The organism is Cryobacterium lyxosi, assembly GCF_004403345.1.
In the GTDB taxonomy this organism is placed as follows: domain Bacteria; phylum Actinomycetota; class Actinomycetes; order Actinomycetales; family Microbacteriaceae; genus Cryobacterium; species Cryobacterium lyxosi.
On the sequence record NZ_SOGT01000006.1, the window covers coordinates 90,413 to 111,228 of the forward strand.

13 protein-coding genes, 1 tRNA gene and 1 pseudogene are annotated in these 20,816 nt (G+C 65.0%); 8 read left to right on the forward strand and 7 right to left on the reverse strand.

Translation table 11 applies throughout. The annotated features are described in order from the left end of the window. Positions 1-101 precede the first annotated feature (101 nt). The gene (locus E3T27_RS05360; protein WP_134571842.1) at positions 102-842 is read left to right on the forward strand and encodes a ferritin-like fold-containing protein; all 741 of its coding nucleotides are present in this window, start codon (positions 102-104) and stop codon (positions 840-842) included. Between the two features lie 127 nt (positions 843-969). Here E3T27_RS05360 and E3T27_RS05365 read toward each other — a convergent pair whose 3' ends face one another. Together E3T27_RS05365 and E3T27_RS05370 are read right to left on the reverse strand one after the other, a co-directional pair. Beyond that, positions 970-1,278 carry a hypothetical protein gene (locus tag E3T27_RS05365; RefSeq protein WP_104197545.1) on the reverse strand — a complete coding sequence of 103 codons (309 nt, stop codon included), beginning with the start codon at positions 1,276-1,278 and terminating at the stop codon, positions 970-972. 6 nt (positions 1,279-1,284) lie between these two features. Continuing rightward, positions 1,285-1,509 carry a DUF3107 domain-containing protein gene (locus E3T27_RS05370; RefSeq protein ID WP_092108379.1) on the reverse strand — a complete coding sequence of 75 codons (225 nt, stop codon included), beginning with the start codon at positions 1,507-1,509 and terminating at the stop codon, positions 1,285-1,287. Between the two features lie 95 nt (positions 1,510-1,604). On the opposite strand from E3T27_RS05370, the gene E3T27_RS05375 reads away from it, so the two are divergent. After that, a complete protein-coding gene (locus E3T27_RS05375; RefSeq protein WP_134571843.1) occupies positions 1,605-4,781 on the forward strand; it encodes an ATP-dependent helicase in 3,177 nt (1,058 codons plus the stop codon). After that, positions 4,778-8,236: an ATP-dependent DNA helicase gene (locus tag E3T27_RS05380; protein ID WP_134571844.1), complete on the forward strand. Its 3,459-nt coding sequence runs from the start codon at positions 4,778-4,780 to the stop codon at positions 8,234-8,236. The genes E3T27_RS05375 and E3T27_RS05380 overlap by 4 nt, the downstream gene beginning before the upstream one ends. A gap of 323 nt (positions 8,237-8,559) precedes the next feature. On the opposite strand, the pseudogene E3T27_RS05385 reads toward E3T27_RS05380, so the two are convergent. Next, positions 8,560-9,267 (reverse strand): annotated as a pseudogene (locus E3T27_RS05385) (phosphotransferase); the annotation flags it as partial. Between the two features lie 84 nt (positions 9,268-9,351). On the opposite strand from E3T27_RS05385, the gene nudC reads away from it, so the two are divergent. Beyond that, positions 9,352-10,335 carry an NAD(+) diphosphatase gene (nudC, locus tag E3T27_RS05390; protein ID WP_134571953.1) on the forward strand — a complete coding sequence of 328 codons (984 nt, stop codon included), beginning with the start codon at positions 9,352-9,354 and terminating at the stop codon, positions 10,333-10,335. Between the two features lie 2 nt (positions 10,336-10,337). After that, a complete protein-coding gene (locus E3T27_RS05395) occupies positions 10,338-12,047 on the forward strand; it encodes an ATP-dependent helicase (protein ID WP_134571954.1) in 1,710 nt (569 codons plus the stop codon). Here the strand turns inward: E3T27_RS05395 and E3T27_RS05400 are convergent. From E3T27_RS05400 to E3T27_RS05410, 3 genes are all read right to left on the reverse strand, one after another. After that, a complete protein-coding gene (locus E3T27_RS05400) occupies positions 11,932-12,783 on the reverse strand; it encodes a hypothetical protein (RefSeq protein WP_134571845.1) in 852 nt (283 codons plus the stop codon). The two genes, E3T27_RS05395 and E3T27_RS05400, sit on opposite strands and share 116 nt — an antisense overlap. A gap of 121 nt (positions 12,784-12,904) precedes the next feature. After that, on the reverse strand, positions 12,905-13,375 hold the full coding sequence (locus tag E3T27_RS16925; RefSeq protein WP_241992134.1) for a zinc-binding dehydrogenase: 471 nt from the start codon (positions 13,373-13,375) through the stop codon (positions 12,905-12,907). Continuing rightward, positions 13,344-14,645 carry a zinc-dependent metalloprotease gene (locus E3T27_RS05410; protein WP_134571955.1) on the reverse strand — a complete coding sequence of 434 codons (1,302 nt, stop codon included), beginning with the start codon at positions 14,643-14,645 and terminating at the stop codon, positions 13,344-13,346. The genes E3T27_RS16925 and E3T27_RS05410 overlap by 32 nt, the downstream gene beginning before the upstream one ends. Before the next feature lie 225 nt (positions 14,646-14,870). Here E3T27_RS05410 and E3T27_RS05415 point away from each other — a divergent pair, with 225 nt between their 5' ends. The 3 genes from E3T27_RS05415 to E3T27_RS05425 all read left to right on the forward strand — a co-directional run bounded on the left by E3T27_RS05415 (position 14,871) and on the right by E3T27_RS05425 (position 19,274). Further along, the gene (locus E3T27_RS05415; RefSeq protein WP_134571846.1) at positions 14,871-15,974 is read left to right on the forward strand and encodes a YlbL family protein; all 1,104 of its coding nucleotides are present in this window, start codon (positions 14,871-14,873) and stop codon (positions 15,972-15,974) included. 133 nt (positions 15,975-16,107) lie between these two features. Further along, positions 16,108-19,032, forward strand: coding sequence for a UPF0182 family membrane protein (locus E3T27_RS05420; RefSeq protein ID WP_233200856.1), 2,925 nt, complete (start codon positions 16,108-16,110; stop codon positions 19,030-19,032). Positions 19,033-19,200: 168 nt separating this feature from the next. Next, positions 19,201-19,274 (forward strand) — tRNA-Met (locus E3T27_RS05425). Positions 19,275-19,377: 103 nt separating this feature from the next. On the opposite strand, the gene E3T27_RS05430 is transcribed toward E3T27_RS05425, so the two are convergent. Then, positions 19,378-20,760: a short-chain fatty acid transporter gene (locus tag E3T27_RS05430; RefSeq protein ID WP_233200857.1), complete on the reverse strand. Its 1,383-nt coding sequence runs from the start codon at positions 20,758-20,760 to the stop codon at positions 19,378-19,380. Positions 20,761-20,816 lie beyond the last annotated feature (56 nt).

Below are 20,816 nucleotides of genomic sequence, written 5' to 3' on the forward strand. Positions count from 1 at the left end.
TGCGTCTCGGGCAGCGGCCGCCGATCCTTGTCGGCGACGTAATTCCAGCTTACTGCCCCGTCTGTACCGCGGCCACAGGCGCGCTGTCCTAAGCTGAGCCAGTGGTCACGTGGTTCGGTCGGCGCCCGCAGCGCAATGAAGCCCCGCGGCTTTCCGCCCGCGGGGCGCTCCAGCCGACCGAAAAAGTGGACATCAGTTCGCTGGCCCCCGGCGTGCAGCATTTTCTGGGCCAAGCCGCCTACTGCGAGCTCGGGGAGTTCGAAAGTCTGGCCCGCGCCGTGGCCACCGCGCCGAATCTTGCCGTGAAGGAAGGCCTCAGCGCCGCCGCAGGTCGAACCTTGAGCAAGCATCACGGTCTGATCACCGAGATTCGACGCCGCGGGCACGATCCGGCCACCGAGATGGCCCCGTTTGTCGCGAGTCTTGACGAGTTTCGCCGCAACACCAGCGGCGCCGACTGGCATGAGCTGCTCCTGAGCTGCTATCTCGCGGGCGGCCTCCTCGAGGACTTCTTCATCCGGCTATCGGACGGCCTGCCGCGCGATATCGGACCGAGGGTGGCGCAGCTCCTCGGCGAAAATTCCGGCACCGACGTGCTCGTGCACGAACTGCAGACCGCCATTGAAAACGACGTCGAGCTCGGCTCCCGGCTGGCTATGTGGGGCCGTCGGCTCGTCGGCGATACCCTGCTTGTGGCTCGCTCGGCGATGCCGGCAACGGACCCAGGCACCGACTCGACCGCTGGCCCTGGCGCCGCGGCCGAGGCGCGAATCGAACCGGTCTTCACCGAACTCATTGCCGCGCACACCCGCCGCATGGACGGTCTCGGCCTGACGGCCTGACGCCTGGGGTATCGGTCAGGCGCTTGGGTAGGTGGCCAACCAGTTTTTTCGATGCCTCCGTACGACCAATCATCGCGACCCCTCATACGCCGAGGCGGGCCGGACGGCTAGAGGGGTCGCGAGGGATTTACGCGGTGGCGGCGGACCCGGTGTTGGCGAGGCGTTGCAGCAGCCGATGGTCGGCATGAATGCGTCGCCGACTGATCACCAGATTCAGCACGACGGATGACACGGCGGCGCCGCCAAGGGACATCCACCAGATCCAGCCACCGGCCCAGTTCCAGCCGAGCCAGGTCAGGGCGACCCAGACAGCAGATGCAGCAGCCGTTCCGATCGCTGGAACCAGCACCGAACCCTGCGTCGACCGACCGGGCAGAAAATACCGTGCGCCGAGGCCGATGAGAGCTCCGAACAGTGCGACGAACAGGAGTTCCATGGTGCTTTAGGCGACGAAACCGACGCGACGCGATTCTTCGCTGCCGAGTTCGACGTAGGCCAGGCCGACGGTCGGAACGATATAGACGCGACCCTTGCTGTCGCTGAGCTTCAGATAGCCGGTCTGACCGGAAAGAGCCGCCGCAACGGTCTCCTCAATCTCGGTCGCTGGCTGCGATGTCTCGAAACCGATCTCCCGGGGGGAGTTGAAAATACCAATGCGAATGTCCATAGAACTGCCTTTCGTAGCCTTGCGCCCAGAGTACGACAGAACGCGTCACCGTCCGGACAGAGTTCACTGTCGGCGCAACCCGTTACCGTTGAAATGTGACCAACCACACCCTTGATTCCGCCCAGACGGCCGTTCTCGAGCTCCCCGACGGGGTCAGTGCCGCGGTGATCGGCGCGCCCGGCTCGGGCAAGACGACCACGCTCGTCGAACTCGTCGCTGACAGGGTGCTCAACCGGGGGTATTCTCCGAGCGAGGTATTGGTACTGGTACCGACCCGCGCCGGAGCCACGGAGCTGCGCGACCGGCTCGCGCTGCGCCTTGGCGTACCGACGAACGGCCCGCTGGCTCGCAGCGCCAACTCGGTGGCCTTCCAGATTGTGCGTTCGGCCGTCGCGCAGGCCGGCGGTCCGACTCCCACTCTGCTCACCGGTGGTGAGCAAGACCAGATCATTGCCGAGCTGTTGCAGGGCCACATTGACGATGAGACCGGCCCGGCCTGGCCGACTACCCTCGGTCCCGATGTGCGCCGCTTGCGGGGCTTTCGCACCGAACTTCGCGATCTCATGATGCGCGCGGTCGAATACGGTGTCTCGCCGGGGCAGCTCGAGCGTTTCGCAGTCGGACGTGCAGAGTGGGTGGCGGCGGCCGAGTTCATTCGCGGTTATGAAGAGGCCAAAGACCAGGCCCGTCCCGGCCAATACGACTCGACCGAGCTGGCTCGCTATGCTGCCGCTGTCGTCGCGGGCGCCCAGATTGGACCGGCCGGCGTTGCAACGCTCGGCTCCCTCGCCCAACTGCGCCTGATCGTGCTTGACGATGCCCAGGAAGTCACGCAGGCCACGATCACGCTGTTGGCCCAGTTTCAGACGCGCGGGGTGGCGATCATCGCCGTAGGTGACCCCGACATCAGCACCGGCTCGTTTCACGGTGCGCATCCGGATGCCCTTGGTCGCCTCGGCTCGTATCTCAGCGAGGGCCGGGCCGTACCGGAAGGCCGTGTGGCCGCGCCGATCGTGCTGCAGACGGTGTATCGGCACGGCGCGAACATCCGTCGAGTCGTTGCGCAGGTCACCGGCCGGATCGGCGCCGCCGCGGCTGGCACCCAGCGTGCTGCGGCCGGTCACGATTCGACAGAAGCGAGTGAGCGTTCAGTGCAGACCGTGGTTGGGACCAGCCCGGCCGATCAGCTCGCGGTGATCGCCCGGCTGCTGCGCGAACGCCACGTGATCGATGCAATTCCCTGGTCGCGTATGGCCGTGATCGTGCGCACCGGAGCGCTCGTGCCGTCGATTTCCAAGGGGCTCGCCGCACTCGAGGTGCCGACTCAGATTTCCACCGCGAGCACAGCCCTGCGTGACGAATACGCGGTGAGGGCGTTCATCTTGGCACTCGAGGTGACCCTGGGGCGCAAACCGCTCGACCCCGAAGCGGCGATCCAGTTGCTGCGCGGTCCGCTCGGTGGGCTCGACCCGATCACGCTGCGCCGGCTACGTGCTGCGTTGCGCCAGCACGAACTGGCCACTGACACCCCCACACCGCGCAGCGCTGACGAGCTGCTCGTCGTCGCACTGCAGACCCCCGACCTGCTCGCCACCATCGATAACCGCACCGCTCGCCGCGCAGCCGGCTGCGGAGCGAGTCTGCGCGACGCGAAAATCGAATATGAAGCCGGTGCCACCATCGAGGAACTGCTCTGGGGTCTCTGGCAGCGCAGCGGACTTGATCGCGAGTGGAAAGAACAGTCCACCGGCACCGGAATCGTCGCCGACGAAGCCAATCACAACCTTGACGCCGTCGTCGCCCTGTTCTCGGCGGCGCAGCGCTACGTCGAACGCACCCCGTCAGCCCCGCCGGTACTTTTCCTGGAACACCTCGTCGATACCGATGTGCCCGAAGATACGCTCGCGCCGCGTGCCCTGGGCGCGGCCGTTACCGTGTCTACCCCAAGCGGCACCGTCGGGCGCGATTTCGACATTGTCGTGGTGGCGGGCGTGCAGGCCAATGTCTGGCCCGACCTGCGCATCCGTGGCTCCCTGCTCGGCGCTGGCGACCTGGCCGTGGTCGCCACGGGCCAGGACGGCACCGGGCACGACGCTGCCGGCACCGACGCGCGCACCGCGGTTCTCCACGACGAATTGCGCATGTTCGCCCAGGCCGTCAGTCGTGCCACGACTGAACTGCTCGTCACCGCCGTGAGCAATGAAGAAAACGAGCCGTCGGTCTTCCTTCGTCTGCTGCCAGACCCCGAGCCTGAGCGGGCTGTCGACGATTTTGCCCGTTATCCCCTGTCGTTGCGCGGCCTGGCCGGGCGGATGCGCCGTGACCTGACCCGGGCTATCCGCTCACCGGCCCGCATCGACTCCGAGACGGTCGCCCGCGCAGCGGATGCCGCGGCCACTCTGTCCCGCCTGGCTAGCGAAAACGTGCCCGGCGCCGCACCGGATCAGTGGTACGGCCTGACCGATCCGAGTACCGTGCGCCCGCTCAACGACTCCGTGGCCGGTGATGATCCGGTGCGTGTCTCGCCGTCGCGAATGGCCGCCTTCGAAACCTGTCCGTTGCACTGGCTGATCGGGCAGGTCGGCGGCGGCAGCTCGAGTACCGCCGCCAACCTCGGCACGATCATTCACAAGGTCATGGAAGACTGCGTCGACCGTCGGCCAGAGGCGCTCTGGCAGGGCGTGGAGTCCCGCTGGAACGAACTCGACTTCGACGCCGACTGGCAGTCACGCGTGCAGAAAGTCGCCGCCAGAGCGCTCACCGACCGGCTCGCCTCGTACCTGCTCGATTTCGAGAACGGGGGCGGTGAGCTGCTGAGCGCCGAGGGGACCTTTCAACTGGAAGTGAGCGGTGCCGTGCTGTCGGGCACCATCGACCGAGTGGAACGCCAGGCCGACGGACGGGCCGTGATCGTCGACCTGAAAACCGGCAAGGGCGACGCGACAAGCGATGTAGGCGTCGCGGAGCATCCACAGCTCGGCGCCTACCAGCTGGCGTTTCAGGAGGGCGTCATCGAGGGCGTTTCCGGCGACATGGCGCTGGCCGGTGCCCGTCTCGTCATCATCTCCTCCGGAACGGTCAAACAGAACTACCGCAATCCCACCCAGCCCACCTTCACCCCGGAGCAGCTCGACGCTTTTCGCACCCGGGTAAGCGACGACGCGGCCGGCATGGGCGGCAGCACTTTCATCGCCGAAATAACCGCGCACTGCCTCGACCCGCGAAGTCACGGGTCCTGCCGCATCCACATCATCAAGCAGGTCAGCTCATGAGTCTCACGACAACGGTCACCACATCAGTCACCACGGTCTCCGCCCTCGACATTGCCTCGGAGCTCAGGCTTCCTCCGCCCACCGATGAGCAGCAGGAGGTCATCGAGGCGCCGCTCAGGCCGACCCTGGTGGTCGCCGGCGCTGGAAGCGGCAAGACCGAGACGATGGCCAACCGGGTGCTGTGGCTACTGGCCAACGGCCACGTTCGCCCCGACCAGATTCTCGGCCTCACCTTCACCCGCAAGGCCGCCGGCGAGCTGAGCGATCGCATCAATAAGCGCATCGCCGACCTCGATGCCGCCGGACTGATGCCGATCATCGCCAACTCAGACGCCAGCTCAGGCGCCGGGTCGGCGGCTGAGCCTTCCGACCTCTTCAACACGCCGAGCGTCTCCACGTACAACTCTTTTGCCAGCCGGCTGTTCACCGACAATGCCCTGTTGCTCGGCCGGGAGCCGGAATCTGTCCTGCTCAGTGAAACGAGCGCCTGGCTGCTCGCTCGGCGCGTGGTCATCGATCACGGCGACGGTCGCCTGGTGCCCTACGGCAAGAGCGTCGACCAGGTCACCGACGCCGTGCTGCAACTCAGTCGTGCCGTCGCTGAGAACCCGCCGCCCTGGCACAACGGCGCGCCGGGAACCCCGCACGACCTCGCGGGCCTGGCCGAAAGTTTCGTTTACCTGGGTGATTTGCCCTACGGCAACCCGCGTAAGAAAAAGCCGTACGACTCGGTGGTCGATGCCTTGGCCGCAGTAGCGCCATTGCCGGTGCTCGCCGAACTCGCTGCGCAGTACAGCAGTGAGAAGCGCCGTCTCGGCCTCATCGAATTCTCCGACCAAGTGGCCCTCGCGCTTCAGGTCTGCCAGAAAGTCGATGCGGTCGTCGACCGCTATCGCGAGCAGTACCGTGTCGTGCTGCTCGACGAATACCAGGACACCTCCGTACTGCAGACCGAGCTGTTGCATACGCTCTTTCACAACCACCCGGTAATGGCCGTCGGTGACCCGCACCAGTCGATTTACGGATGGCGCGGCGCCAGCTCGGCAAATTTGCTCGGCTTCGAGCGAGACTTCAACACCAGCGACGCCAGTCCGGCGTCCGCAGCGCCGACCATGTCACTGTCCTTCACCTGGCGGAACCCCTCCCTCGTTCTCGACGCTGCGAATGCCGTCGTCGATCCGCTGAGTCAAACGCTGCGCGCCCAACCTGGCGGAATCCAGGTCGAAACACTCAAGGTGCCAGCCGGCACCAGGGCCGGCGGCATTGACGCGCTTATGGCGGAGACCATTGCCGATGAGGCCGATGCGGTAGCCGACTGGTTCGCCGCCCGGCTCGTCGGTGATCACACCGGTGCCATGCTTTTTCGGGCGCGCCGGGAAATGGACTACTTCGCCGAGGTGCTGCGCTCCCATGGCGTGCGCGCGCACGTGCTGGGCCTTGGTGGATTGCTTTCCACACCAGAGGTCGCCGACGTCGTGAGCGTCCTACGGGTGGTGCACGATCCTGCTGCCGGCAGCGAGCTCGTGCGCCTCCTCAGCGGCGCTCGCTACCGCGTCGGCGCACGCGACCTGCAGGCTCTCGCCAATGTGGCACGCTGGCTGGCCCGGCACGATTGGGCCCAGAAAGCCATTTCGGCCGATCTGCGGGGCAAGCTGCGGGCATCCGTCGCCGGTGATGAGGGCAGCTCCTTGGTTGATGCGCTCGACTTTCTGGGCACAGCCCCTGACTCTCACGGCCAATTCGCGGAGTTCAGCGAGCTGGGGCGCGCCCGCGTGCAGTCGGCCGGCCGGCAACTGGCGTGGCTGCGCTCCCGCGCCAGCCTGCCGCTGCTCGACTTCGTGCGGCTGATCGAACAGGAATTTCGGCTCGACATCGAACTGACCGCGAATGAGGACAACGACCTCGGACTCGCCAACCTGTATTCCTTCCACGACACGGTGGCCGCATTCCTCGACAGCGACGAGCAGGGCACCCTGGCCAGTTTTCTGCGCTGGCTGAAGCGGGCAGAGCTGCAAGACGACCTTGGCCCGCGCGCTGAAATATCGGAACAGGGCACCGTGCAGTTGCTGACGATTCACGGCGCCAAGGGCCTCGAATGGGATTTTGTCGCCATTCCCAACCTCACCGAGAAAAGCCTGCCCGCGTTGGCTCACGATTCCAGCGGGTGGCTGCGCTTCGGCGAGCTGCCCTACGGCTTTCGGGGCGATCGCTCCGAGCTACCCGAGCTCGAAGTCGCCGGTCACGACACCCAGCTCGATTATGACCTGGCTTTCCAGACCTACAAGGAGCAGTTGGCGACGCGGCACGACGACGAAGAACGCCGACTCATCTATGTCGCCATCACCCGTGCCAAGCAAGATCTCCTGCTGACCGGCTCCTTCTGGGGCCCGGGAGTGACGGTTCGAAAGCCCAGCCGCTACCTGGTAGAACTCGCCGAAGCCGGGCTCATCCGGGCCATCCCCGACACGAGCACCGAGGTCGACAAACCTGGCTCCGCCTCCAGCGGCACGGAGCTGTGGCCGTTCGACCCGCTTGGCACCCGCCGCGCTCTCGTCGAAGCCGCCGCGACCCGCGTCTTGAGCAGTACTGCGGATGCTCCCACCCGCTGGTCCCACGCGGTTACCCTGCTGCTTGAAGAACGTGCCCTGCGGTTGGCCGGTGGCGCTGTCACCCCGGTTCCCACCCGCATCCCCGCATCCCGGTTCAAAGACTACGTCGACGACCCTGCCGGAGTTGCTGCCGAACTGCGCCGCCCCATGCCGCAGCGCCCCTACCGAGCCACACGGCTCGGCACCCTGTTTCACTCCTGGGTGGAGCAGCGTGCCGGCGGTGCGACCGGTACCGATCGCGTCGATGCCGCGCTGAACGAACTGGACTTCGGCGATGACGATGCGGGCGACGGCGGTGCTGGCGACGACGGCGGTGCCGGCGCACTGAACGACCTCGCCGTGCCCGAGCAGGAACAGTTTGCGGTTCTGCAGGCCACCTTTGAACGGTCCGAATGGGCCGATCGAGCGCCGGTCGACGTCGAGATTGAAATTCACCACGTGCTAGCGGGCCAGGTCTTCGTCTGCAAGCTCGACGCCGTCTATCGCACCGAAGCGGGGTATCAGGTCGTCGACTGGAAAACCGGGCGGGCTCCCAAGAATGCCGCTGACCTCGAACTGAAGCAAACCCAACTCGCGCTCTACCGGTTGGCCTACGCCCGGTGGAAGGGAATCGATCCGAGCATTGTCGACGCCGTGTTCTATTTCGTCGCCGACGACACCGTCATTGCCCCCGAGCGCCTCTACTCGGAGGCGGACCTTCTTGCTGCCTGGTCGGGGGCGATGACCCCGGTGCGCGAGTCGCCGGACACAGAGTCGTCGGTGGACCCATTATCGGAGTCGGAGTCGGAGTCGGAGTCGGAGTCGGAGTCGGTATCCGAGTCCATGCTGAGCCCCGAGAAGTTGTAGCTGTCGGTGTGCATGGCTGCATGCTGATCGTAGTCGCGGGCGGCGCGCGGCATATGGTCGAGCATGTTCTCCACGTCACCGACGGTCATGATCGGGCCGGTTTCGGGGGAGAGCGGCTGCTGGGTGTGGCTGTGCACCGTGTCGACGAGTCCGTCGAGCATCGCGACGGCGTCATCGACTATGGACTGGTCGTGGCTGCTGACGCCGTGCAGCAACCAGCGGGCCAGTTCGAGCTCGGCGTAGAGCATGGCACGCTGGGTGATATGAGTGTCGCTGCCCTGACGAGCGGTCGAGTACGTGGTGATGGCCAGTTCAGCGGCATCTCCGCGCGCGGCGAGCAACCAGTGGAGGTCGCGGGCCGGGTCTCCGACAGCCAGGCCAGACCAGCCGAGAATACCCGATACGGCGTCGTCGGTGATCAAAATGGAATCGGAGGACATCGACCCGTGCACCACCGCCGGCGCGAACTGCCACAGGGCCTCGTCGTCGGTGGCCTGTTCCCAGCGGCGCAGCAGTGCCGCGGGCAGGTAGCCGGTATTGGCGGCACGGTCGATTAGGTCGATGGCATCCTTGCGGCACTGTTCGGCGCTCTGCTGGGAAAGTCCGGCTGTGCCGATGAAAGCGCTCGGTAGTGAGTGGATCGCGGCGATGGCCCGGCCGATTGACCCCGAGACGCCCTCGTGTCCGGTGAGGGCATCCGCATCGAAACTGTCACCGGCCAGCAGCTCGTAGACGACAGCGCGGGTTCCCTGAATTGGCGTTTGACCGACATATTCGGGCACGTCGAACGGAAGCCGGCTGCGATTGCCGGTGGTGAGCGCACGCAGCGCCACGAGGTCGGCGGACTGTTCGGTTTCGGCTGACTGGCTGGTGGGAACGCGAATGATCAGCGCCCGCCCGTCTGTGTCGATGACGAGCGCTGAGTCGAACAGTCCGTGCGCGCCGGCACTGTGCTTGCGGGCGTAGGCCACGTCGAGCCCCGGAACTGCGGAGGTGGCTAACGCGGCTAGAGTGAGTTGAGTTCTGGCCATGCTTACTAGGTTAGATCGACTTCCGGTTGCGTGGCTGTTCGCCACGCCTCCACACCCACGTTCTCGCAGAGCTCGGAGATGACCATGTCGTTCACTTTCACGACTCGGTTGCCGCTGTCTCGCCACGCGGTTGACCGCGACCACCTGAGCCGCGCAATTCCCGGGCTGTTCGACCAGCTCTGGGCGGATGCCGCCACCCGCGTTCTGCCGGTTTGGCACGGCAAGATACTGCTCGCGCCAAACGACTCGACCAGCGCCGCACACCTCGTCCTGCTGCCTCCGACGAGCGTGGCGATGAGTCGGGAGAATCCCGGCTTGTGCGTCTACCTCGGCCGGTCCCTGCCGACCGACCTGCCTGAGCCGACCGGCACCCGAATTGTCGCCGCGCAACTCGACGACGACGCTGCGGCCCGGCTGGAGCCCGACGAGAGCCGTTGGGTGAACCTTCGAATGGTCGCGACCGTGCTCAATGACCGTGACGCCGGTCTGTTCACCGAGGCCCTCGGTGTGCTCAACTGGCACGCCTCGCACGCGCACTGCCCGCGCTGCGGCGCCGCAACAGTGGTCGAGGAGGCCGGTTGGGTGCGTCGCTGCCCGGTGGACAACAGCCAGGTGTTCCCACGTACCGACCCCGCCGTGATCGTGCTCATCACCGACGCCGACGACCGCATCCTGCTCGGCTCCAATGCGATGTGGGAGAACAACCGTTACTCGCTACTTGCCGGATTCGTCGAACCCGGCGAAAGCCTCGAAGCGGCCGTGATTCGCGAAATGTTCGAGGAGTCCGGCCTGCGTGTGACCGATCCGGCCTACGTCGGCTCTCAGCCGTGGCCGTTCCCGGCCTCGGTCATGTGTGGGTTCACCGCTCGCCTCGCCGACGGCCAGCGGGCCCGTGATCTGCTGCCCGACGGTGCTGAGATTCTGGCGCTGCGCTGGTTCACCCGGCAAGAGCTGGTCGATGCAGGCGAGTGGCTGCTGCTGCCCGGTCGCTCGTCAATAGCGCACGCCATGATCGAACGCTGGCTCGGCGCCCCGTTGCCGGCCTCGACGGAACTGATTCGCCCGTGACGGTGACCGCCGACTCGCTGCTGGAGGGCCTCGATGAACAACAGCGCATTGCCGCCGAAGCGCTGATCGGCCCGGTCTGCATGCTCGCCGGCGCCGGCACCGGCAAGACCCGCGCCATCACCCACCGCATCGCGCTCGGCGTGTTGACCGGCGCGTACGCTCCCAACCGGGTCATGGCGCTCACGTTCACGAGCCGGTCGGCAGCGGAACTGCGTGGGCGCCTGCGGCAGCTCGGTGCCGGGGGAGTGGCCGCGCGCACGTTCCACGCTGCAGCGTTATCTCAACTGAACTACTTCTGGCCACACGTGGTCGGCGGGCAGGCACCGCGCATCCTCGACGGAAAGGGTCGCATCCTCGGGCACGCCGCCGAGGCACTGCACCTCAAAATCGATACGGCCACCCTGCGTGACCTTGCGGCCGAGGTGGAGTGGCGCAAGACCAGCGGCCTGAGCATCGAGCAGTATGCGGCCGGCATCGCCCGCCGCAGCCTGCCAGGACGGCTCGACATCGACCAGGTCGTCGCCCTGCAACAGACCTATGAGAAGCTCAAAGACGATCGCAAGCAGATCGACTTTGAAGACGTGCTGCTCGCCATGGCCGGCATGATCGAGGCCGAACCGTCGGTGGCACTGCAGGTTCGTGAGCAGTACCGGTTCTTCGTCGTCGACGAATATCAGGACGTCTCGCCACTGCAGCACGACTTGCTCGCCCTGTGGCTCGGCGACCGCCGCGATCTCTGCGTCGTCGGCGACGCCAGCCAGACCATCTACTCCTTCGCCGGTGCCCGCAGCGACTACCTGCTCGACTTTCCCAAACACTACGAGGATGCCACCGTGGTGCGGCTCGAGCAGAACTACCGGTCGACCGCGCCCATCGTTGCTACCGCGAACCAGCTCATGCGCGGCCGCTCCGGCGCACTGACCCTGCACGCCGCACAATCCGACACCGGCTCCGATCCGAACGTGCGCGGCTACGCCTCGGATATGGCCGAGGCCCGCGGTGTCGCGGAGCAGATTCTGCAGCTCATCGGCACCGGTACCAAACCCGAAGACATGGCCGTATTGTTCCGGGTCAACGTGCAGGCGGCACTACTTGAAACAGCGCTGACCGAGGTCGGGGTGAGCTACCAGATTCGCGGCGCCAAACGGTTCTTCGACCTGCCGGAAGTGAAGCAGGCCGTGATGAGCCTGCGCGCGGCATCCGTTTCGATCATCGGAGAACCGCTGTTCAAGTCGGTCAGCGACGTGCTGCGGTCCCTCGGCTGGAGCCAGACCGCCCCGGAGACGCGCGGCGCAGTGCAAGCTCGGTGGGAATCGCTCAATGCCCTGATGGGCCTGGTCGACCAGGCCACCGCCGGCACCACCTTTCGCCAGTTCACCGACGACCTGATGGAACGCCAGGCCGGCCAGCACGAACCGACCGTCTCGGCGGTGACACTCGCCACCATGCATTCGGCCAAGGGTCTCGAGTGGGATGTCGTGTTCGTGGTCGGCCTGAGTGAAGGACTGGTCCCGATCAGCTATGCAAGTACCTTCGAGCAGATAGACGAGGAGCGCCGACTGCTCTACGTCGGCATCACGCGGGCCCGTAGGCGGCTCACGCTGAGCTGGTCGTCCTCGGGAGTGCAGGCTCGTGCGCCTCGGGAACGATCTCGTTTTCTGCAAGAGCTTGACAGCCGCACCGCTCGTGGAGCCGGTGCACGCTCCGCGTAACGGTGCCGGAGACGGCGTCAATGCGCAACGACCGGGCGAACACCGCTGACCGTCCGGTCTCGAGGCGATCCTGTACGAGCCCGGCTACCCGGGCGGCCACCTCAAAGCTCAGCCGGGGTGTTTCGCTCGGAGCCTGCCGCGGGGCCAGCTGGCAGGCCATGGCCGGCCACGCGGGATCGTCATCGACGTGCGCGAGTTCGAGACAGGTCAGGCAGGGCCCAAGGCCCGGTTCGACCAGCGGTCCGACCCGGGCGGCGCTGTCGCTGAACACCACCGGCAGGTGGGGAATGTCGCGGCGTAGCCAGCGCCCGTGACGCGCCGGTGAGAAGACGTACTGTCCGACCAACACTGCCAGTTCTGGTTCAGTGCCGGGTAGCGGCTCCTCGATTCCGAGGTTGGCCAGCAGGGTGCGCACGCGAAAAGCGGTCGTTCCGATACCATCAACGAGCACGGTGCGGGGCAACGGCGCGACCGGAGGTTCCGCATCGTCTGATATGTACAGCAGCGCCGGCTCGAGCAGTTCGAGCAGATGCGTCACCTCGGCAGCGGATGCTCCGGCCAGCGTTCCCAGCAGCATCGCACCTGATCGATGTACCCCGGCGGCGAGGGCTGACAGCACGGCCTCGTGGGCGGCAGTGAGCCCATCGATCCGCACAACGGCGTGGTCGATGCCGAGTTGTACGCAATCCGGTGTGCGCCACACCAGGGGGTATCGAGGATTCAGTCGGAGGGCCATGCCGACATGATGACGCACATGGCCCCGGCTAATCGAGTTCTCCACAGGCTGGTTATCAAGGGGGTGCGGGCGGTCACGCAGGAATATTGGGATTCGACGGTAACGCCGCCCGCACCGGATATCAGTAGCGGATGACCACGCGACCGTCAATCTTGCCGTGCTTCATCTCGTCGAGCACTTCATTGACTTCGTCGAGGCGACGCTCGGAGACCGTGGGGTGAATCTGGCCGCGAGCGTAGAACTGCAGGGCTTCTTCCATGTCCTGACGGGTACCCACGATGGAGCCGCGGATGGTGAGGCCCTTCAGCACGATGTTGAAGATCGGGGCGGGAAAGTCTCCGGGCGGCAGGCCATTGAAGACGATGGTGCCGCCCCGACGGGTCATTCCGATGGCCTGGCCGAAGGCGGCGTGCACGACGGCCGCGTGCATGGTCGTCGGCACCCGGGTGGATGTTCTCGTATTGCTCTCGGTTACTGTCATTGCCGAACTCCTTCGTTTGGGAGATCTCGTCCGTTGAACGACGGTATCCCAGCAAAGGTTGCGGCAACGTTGCGCGCGTCTATGCCTCGTGTGGGCGCTCGGCACCGTCATCGCGCAGCAGGTCTTCGAGGGCCTGATCGACGTCGTCGAGCACCTCGGGCTCGCCGCGTGCTGCGCTCGTCAGGCGGGCGATCAACTGCTTTGGATCGTCGATGTCCTGCTCAGTGGGCAGCAGGTCGGGGTGCGACCAGAGGGCGTCGCGCGCTTCGTTGCCGACGGCATCCGTCACGGCTTGCCACATCGCTGCGGCCTCCCGCAGTCGGCGCGGGCGCAGTTCGAGACCGACGAGGGTCGCGAAAGCGGATTCGGCCGGACCGCCGGAAGCCCGGCGGCGTTTGACGGTCTCGGCGATGGCATCGGCTTTGGGCAGCCGGATCGTGGCGCGGGCGGTGACGACATCAACCCAGCCTTCGACCAGGGCGAGCATCGTTTCGAGGCGCGACAGCGCCAGAAGTTGCGACTCGGACTTCTGTTGGATGAGCGAACCGTCCACCATGGCCTGACGCAGGTCTTCCGGGTTGGAGGGGTCGAAGCTTCCGGCGAGTTCTTCAAGACGGCTGGAGTCGATGCTGATACCGCGCGCATACGCCGTGACTGCGCTGGTCAGGTGCAGGCGCAGCCAGCGGGCGTGCCGAAACAGTCGGGCGTGGGCAATCTCACGCACAGCCAAATAGATCTGCACCTGGTCGGTGGGAACGTCGAGGCCGGCGCCGAAATCGGAAACGTTCTGGGGGAGCAGGGCAGCCTGCTGCTCGCCGAGCAGCGGAATGCCGACGTCGCCGCCACTGACGACCTCGCTGGCCAGCTGGCCGACGACCTGGCCGAGCTGCATTGCAAAGAGGGTGCCGCCGATACTGCGTACGAGCTGGCTCGCGTTGGCCACCATGCCCTGCATCTCTTCGGGCACCTGTTCGGCGAAGACCCGGGTGAGCGAGTCGGAAATACTCGTTGCCACGGGTTCGGCCAGCTGGGTCCACAACGGCATGGTCGCAGTGACCCACTCGCGACGGGTCATCATCCGGGGTTCAACGGTCAGTTCGGCCACGGAGATGACGTCGTCAAGCCAGAGGGCCGCGATGTGAAAAGCCTGGCGCAGCTGGGTCTGCTGCTCGTCGGTCGCCGTGAGCTGGCCGTTAGCCGCTCGCTGCTGGCCCTGGGTGAGCGCAATCTGCCAGTCCACACCGGTGCCTTGGGAGTTCATAGCGCCCTGGAGCTGTTGCATAAGAGCCGCCACACTGGCCGGGTCGCTGGGCAGACCGGCCGCGTTGGCGAGCTGGCCCGGGTCGATACCGCTCTTGCCGCTCAGAATGTCGCGCAGCATGTCACGGAACTCGTCACTGGGCGTGTTATCGCCGGGCTCGCTCGGGTTCTGGTCGTTCGGGGGTAGGGAGTCGTCGGCCACTTCAGGCCCCTCTCAGTTGCATTCTTCTACGCTAGTGCGAGTAGCCCGCTCGGGGCTGGGAAATATCCTAGGCTGAAGGGCTTGCAGTGCGCCCGTCGCGAACACGACCCGGAACCTGGCAGGAACCAATACGGAAGGAGCACGGTGGCTCTCTTCACCGATGACCCACCGGCACCCCAGGGTGCACGGCGTCGCCGCCCCTCGATCGGTTGGACGGCGTTATTGATCGCCCTCGTCGCCGGAGTGATTCTCGGCGTCATGCCGGCCCCTTACGTCATCGAAAAGCCCGGACCGGTCTACAACACTCTCGGCTCCGCCACCGATGCCGACGACGTCGAGACCGCCCTCATCACCATCCCGGGTGAGACGGTCTACCCGACCAAGGGCACGCTCGACCTGCTCACGGTATCCCTGCTCGGCAACCGGGAGAACCGCCCGAACTGGCTTAGCGTCGCCGGAGCATGGCTCGATCCGAGTGAAGCCGTCCTCCCCATCGACCAGGTGTTTCCCGCCAATGTCAGCACCGAACAACGGGATGCGCGCTCCAGCGCCGACATGATCAATTCCCAACAGGATGCCATCGCCGCGGCCCTCACTCATCTCGGCTACGACTACCCAACGACAGTCACGGTGGTCAGCGTGCCCGATGGCTCCCCGGCGGCAGGCGTGATCGAACCCGAGGATCAGATCTCCGCGGTGAACGGAACGCCGGTCGTCAACGTCGCGGAACTGCGCGCCGCGTTGCAGACCAACGGCGCCGAGACGGCGGCCAGCCTCGACATCAGGCGAGGCGGCGTAGCGCGCACCGTCGAGGTCACCCCGATCGATAGCGACGGCACGGTCGTGGCCGGGGTCAACGTCTCAGTCGCTTACGATTTTCCGTTCGAGGTGCAGATTCAACTCGACAAGGTGGGCGGACCGAGCGCCGGCATGATGTTCGCGCTTGGAATCATCGACAAACTCACCCCCGGAGAGCTGCAAGGCGGCGAGAACGTAGCCGGTACCGGCACGATTGACCAGTCCGGTGCGGTCGGCCCGATCGGCGGCATCCAGCAGAAGCTGTACGGCGCCGTCGAGAATGACGCGAGCTGGTTTCTGGCTCCGGCAGGCAACTGCGACGAGGTGACCGGCAATATCCCCGACGGCCTGACCGTGTTCTCCATTGCCACCCTCGATGAGGCCCTGGCCGCCCTGGATGCGATCAAGACCGGCGACACGAGCGGGGTCCCGACCTGTCCAACGAGTTAGCGTCGCAGGAAAAACTTACGACAGCTCGGTAATGGTGACTCTCTCAGGGGTGCTTAAGTAAGATAGACCGCGACCCTGATCACGCGGTTAATGATCACCCTGTACCTAATGACTGAGCGCAAGAGGCCAATTCGTGAGTTCATCAGCAGCCGACAACGCCCCCCGGCGCGGCCGAGCCCCGCTAGCAATTTCCGCAGCAATTATCGCGGGGTTGGTGATCCTGTTCTTTATCTTCGCCGGACTATATACCGATGTCTTGTGGTTCGACCAACTCGGGTTCCTCAATGTGCTGACCACCCAGTGGATCGCCGGCACCGTGCTGTTCCTGATCGGGTTCGTCGCCATGGCCGTGCCGGTCTGGGTGAGCATCCAGCTGGCTTACCGGCTGCGCCCGGTGTATGCGAAGCTCAACTCGCAGCTTGACCGCTACCAGCAGGTCATCGAGCCGCTGCGTCGCCTCGCGATGTATGGCATCCCCGCCCTTCTCGGCCTGTTCGCCGGCGTGGCAGCCGCCACTCGCTGGCAGACGGTGCTCATATGGCTCAACCGCACCGAGACCGGGCGCGTTGACCCGCAGTTCAACTTCGACATCTCCTTCTACCTGATGGACCTGCCGTTGTACCAGGCCGTGCTCGCCTTCGCATCCGCTGTCGTGCTCATCTCCGCCCTCGTCACGGTAGCGACCAGCTACCTGTACGGGTCCATCCGGGTATCCGGCCGTGAGGTGCTCATCTCCAAGGCTGCGCGCGTGCAGATCGCCGTCACGGCGGGCGTGTACCTGCTGCTGCAGGCCGTGAGTATCTGGTTCGACCAGTACTCCACTCTCACCAGCCAGGGTTCGCTCATCACCGGCGCCGGCTACACCGACGTGAACGCCACTATCCCCGGCCGAGCCATTCTTGCCGGAATCGCCGCCGTCGTCGCCCTGCTTTTCATTCTCACGGCCATCATTGGCCGCTGGCGCCTGCCGGTCATCGGCACGGCCCTGCTCATCGTGTCGAGCCTGCTGATCGGCTCGCTCTACCCCTGGGTCGTTGAGCGTTTCCAGGTGGAGCCGAACGCGAAGGCGCTCGAAGCTCAATACATCGAGCGCAATATCGATCTCACCCGGGATGCCTATGGTGTGGCCGACATCGAGGAGATTCCGTACAACGCGAAGACCACCGCCGAACCTGGCGCCCTGCGCGCGGACGCCGCGACGACGGCGAACATTCGTATCCTCGACCCGGCCCTGGTCAGCGACTCATTCCGCCAGCTCGAGCAGTTCCGCCAGTACTATCAGTTCCCCGACAACCTGAACGTCGACCGATACATGATCGACGGAGTGTCCCAGGACACTGTCGTCGCCGTGCGAGACCTCAATATCGACGGTCTGAATACCGGCAACACCTGGGTCAACTCGAAGACGGTCTACACCCACGGCTATGGTGTCGTGGCTGCCTACGGCAACCAGCGCTCGGTCGACGGCCAGCCGGTGTTCCTCGAATCCGGCATTCCCACCAGTGGCGCCCTCGGCGACTTCGAACCGCGCATCTACTTCGGCGAAACCTCGCCCGAGTACTCCATCGTCGGAGCCGAAGAGGGTGCCAACCCGATCGAACTCGACTATCCGTCGGGGGCAGAGGGTGCTGGACAGACCTACTCGACGTTCTCCGGAGACGGCGGACCGAAACTCGACAACGCGTTCAAGAAGCTCATTTACGCGCTCAAGTTCCAGTCTGAGCAGATCTTCCTGGCCTCATCGGTCAACGACAAGTCGGAGATTCTCTACGATCGTGACCCGGTCACTCGCGTGCAAAAGGTTGCACCGTACCTGACGCTCGATTCCGACGCCTACCCCTCGGTCGTTGATGGTCGAGTCAAGTGGATAATCGACGGCTATACAACCTCGGCGAACTACCCCTACTCGACGCCGGTGAGCCTGAGTGAGGCTATCGCCGACACGCAGACTCCACCGCAGCCGTACGCCCTCGACAGCATCAATTACATGCGAAACTCAGTCAAAGCCACCGTCGACGCCTACAGTGGCGAAGTCACCCTCTACGCGTGGGACGACAAGGAGCCCCTGCTGCAGACCTGGCAGAAGATCTTCCCCTCGACGCTCAAGCCCATGAGCGAAATGACCGGCGACCTGATGAGTCACGTGCGCTACCCGGCCGACCTATTCAAAGTGCAGCGCGCCATTCTCGGCCAGTACCACGTCACCGACCCCGGCTCGTTCTACTCCAAGGACGACGCCTGGATCTCACCGAACGACCCGGATTCTCCGCCGACCAACCCCACCTTGCAGCCGCCGTACTACCTCACCATGCAGGTGCCCGGATCGGACAAGCCGTCATTCTCGCTGTACACGACCTTCCAGCCGGAAGCCACCGGCGAATCCAGTCGTAACGTGCTCTATGGCTACCTCGCCGTAGATGCCGATGCTGGATCCGCGGACGGTGTGCGTGCCGACGGATACGGCAAGCTGAGGCTGCTCAACCTGCCCAAGGACGGCACTGTGCCCGGCCCCGGCCAGGTGCAAAACGTCTTCAACGCCGACCCGACGGTCTCGACTGAGCTCAACCTGCTGCGGCAGGGATCCTCGACGGTACTGAACGGAAACCTGCTGACCCTCCCGGTCGGTGGCGGCCTGCTCTATGTGCAGCCGGTCTATGTGAAGTCAACCGGTGAGACCAGTTACCCCCTGCTACAGAAGGTGCTCGTGGCCTTCGGCGATCAGATCGCGTTCGAAGACACCCTCAACGGTGCCCTCGATGTACTGTTTGGTGGCGATTCGGGTGCGACAGCCGGTGACACGGCCGTGCCGGACCCGGCTGCCACGGACGGCGCAACGGGCGGCACGACCGATGGTGCTACCGGCGGCGCGGACGTGCCGACCGAGTCGACCGGCGATGCGGCAACGGATGCCCAACTCAAGTCGCTTCTCGCCGTCGCCAAGACGGCGCTCGCCGACAAGGCAACCGCACTCGCCGCCGGCAACTTCGCTGACTACGGCACCGCTGACGCCAAGCTCGCCGAGACGATCGCGAGCATGCTCGCCCTGCTCGGCGAATAGTCCCACCGCAAGACCGGCCGCAAGCCCTCACCCGTTTCGGGTGGGGGCTTGCGCTCGTTGAGCCGATGGTATTCGATACCAAATGAGGTCAAATTTGAGTAGTTTCTTGCGATACCAACCCAAAGTGGTCAACCGTGCTTTGAGGGTGTGCTAAATTTGTACTTGTAGCGCGGGGTGGAGCAGTTCGGTAGCTCGCTGGGCTCATAACCCAGAGGTCGTAGGTTCAAATCCTGCCCCCGCAACAGATGCCCCCGGAACCCTTGGTTCCGGGGGCTTTTTCGTGCCCGAATGTAGTCAGGCAACGAGGAGCCGATCAGGAACTCTCCTCGCTTTTTCGCCGGCGCCCTAGGGGATGACCGGTGCCACGAACTCGAAGGTTCGTCCGAGCAGCCAGACCAGAAGCAATACCACCGGCAGGTGGAACATGAACTGCAGGAAGGTGAATCCCACCAAATCTCGTGCTTTGAGGCCAAGGACCGCGAGCAGGGGCAGCATGAAGAACGGGTTGATGAGGTTGGGCAATGCCTCGGCCACGTTGTACACCTGCACCGTCCAGCCCAGGTTCATCTGAACATCGGTGGCCGATTGCATGACATACGGTGCTTCCACCAACCATTTACCACCGCCCGAAGGAACGAAGATTCCCAGGATGACCGTGTACAGCGCGACGATCACTGTGAAGCCGCCGCCCCCGCCCACGCTGGTAAAGAATTCGGCCAGGTGCTCCGAGACGGTCATGCCCCCATTTCCGACTGCCCGGGTCAGAATTGCTGCCATGGCCGCGTAAAGCGGAAACTGAACCAAGATTCCGGCAGTGGCAGGAACGGCCTTGGACACGGCCTGCAGAAACTTGCGCGGTGTTCCGTGGAGCACGAGCCCGAGCATCAGGAAAACCAGAAGGTACCCATTCAGGCTGCTGACCACCGACAAGACGGGACTCGTCACGAACTGCGACACGAGCCAACCCAACGTCAAGAGCGCCATCAGGAAGGGAAGGATGCGGCTGTACTCAAGCCATTCGCCGGGTCGTGAGCGTGGCGCGGCCGGCTCCGGCTCGTCGTTGAGGTCCACGCCAAGATCCTGTGCTGTTCGAATGGCGTCGCCACGCGGAGCGGAGAAATGCGCGATCAGTACTGTCAGGGCAATGATGATCGCGCACATGGTGAGCGACTGCCAGGTGAAAATCGTCGTGCCGAAGTCGAGTACGCCGGTGACCTGCAGAAGGGCCGGCGGCAGGGACGTTGCCGTGGCCTGGAGTTGTGCGGCGGATGAGGACATGCCCAGCGCCCAGACTGCTCCCAGGCCCATGAACGCGGCGGCCCCCAGCGCGCGGTAGTCCACACGAAGATCGGTTCGGCGGGCAATGGCTCGCGCCAACAGGCCGCCGAAGACCAGGCTCAGGCCCCAATTGACAAAAGAAACGGACATAGACAGGAACGCGACAAAGCTGACCGCGGTTGCGGCTGACTGGGGCACAGCCGCAAGCGTATCGATCAGCCGAGCCACGGGTCGGGATGTCGCCACGACGTACCCGGTCAGGACGACCATAGCCATTTGCAGGGTGAACGCCGTCAGGTCCCAAAAGCCGTTGCCGAAAGAATCGACGATGGTCTGCGGGCTTGAACCATTAGCCAGGGCGGCGACGGCGACGAGGAGTACACCGACCAGGGCGAAGATATACGCATCCGGAAACCATTTCTGAGTCCAGCCTGCGAGAGACTGGGCCACACGCGCCAGCCCTTTCTCCGTGCGAATTTGTGGGGCGGTAGCCGTCACGGTGGGTC